This window comes from Desertibacillus haloalkaliphilus (assembly GCF_019039105.1).
GTDB lineage: Bacteria > Bacillota > Bacilli > Bacillales > KJ1-10-99 > Desertibacillus > Desertibacillus haloalkaliphilus.
On the sequence record NZ_JAHPIV010000141.1, the window covers coordinates 1 to 435 of the forward strand.

A 435-nucleotide genomic window follows, 5' to 3' on the forward strand; every position below is an offset into this window, starting at 1 on the left:
TTTTCCCCCCTTTTCTCCCCCTCCTTTTTCCTTTCCCTTCTTCCCCTTCCCCTCCCCCCCTCTCCTTTTTTTTCTTTTCTTCTCCTCTCCCCCCCTCTTCCCTCCCTCTTTCCTTTTTCCTCTCTCTTCTCCTTTCCTCCTCTCCTCTCTCTCTTCTCCTCCCCCCCTCCTCCCCCCTTCTCCCCTCCTCCTTTCTCTTTCTCCTTTTCCTCTTCCTTCTCTCTTCCCTTTCTCTCTCCCTCTTTTTTCCCTTCTTTTCTTCCTCTCCCTCTCCCTTCCCCCTCTCTTTCCTTTCCCTCTCCCCTCTTTCCTTTTTCCTTTTTCTCTCCTCTTCCTTCTTCTTCTTCCCTCTTCCCCTTCCTCTCTCTCCCTCTTCCTCCCTCTCTTCCTTTCTTCCCCCTTTTTCTTTTTTCCCCTCTTCCTCCCTTTTCTCCC

At 51.5% G+C, this 435-nt stretch carries 1 protein-coding gene; it reads right to left on the bottom strand.

Annotated elements, in window-relative coordinates:
* The coding region (locus KH400_RS29725) for a hypothetical protein (protein ID WP_217228046.1) at positions 1 to 435 on the bottom strand (435 nt) is incomplete at both ends.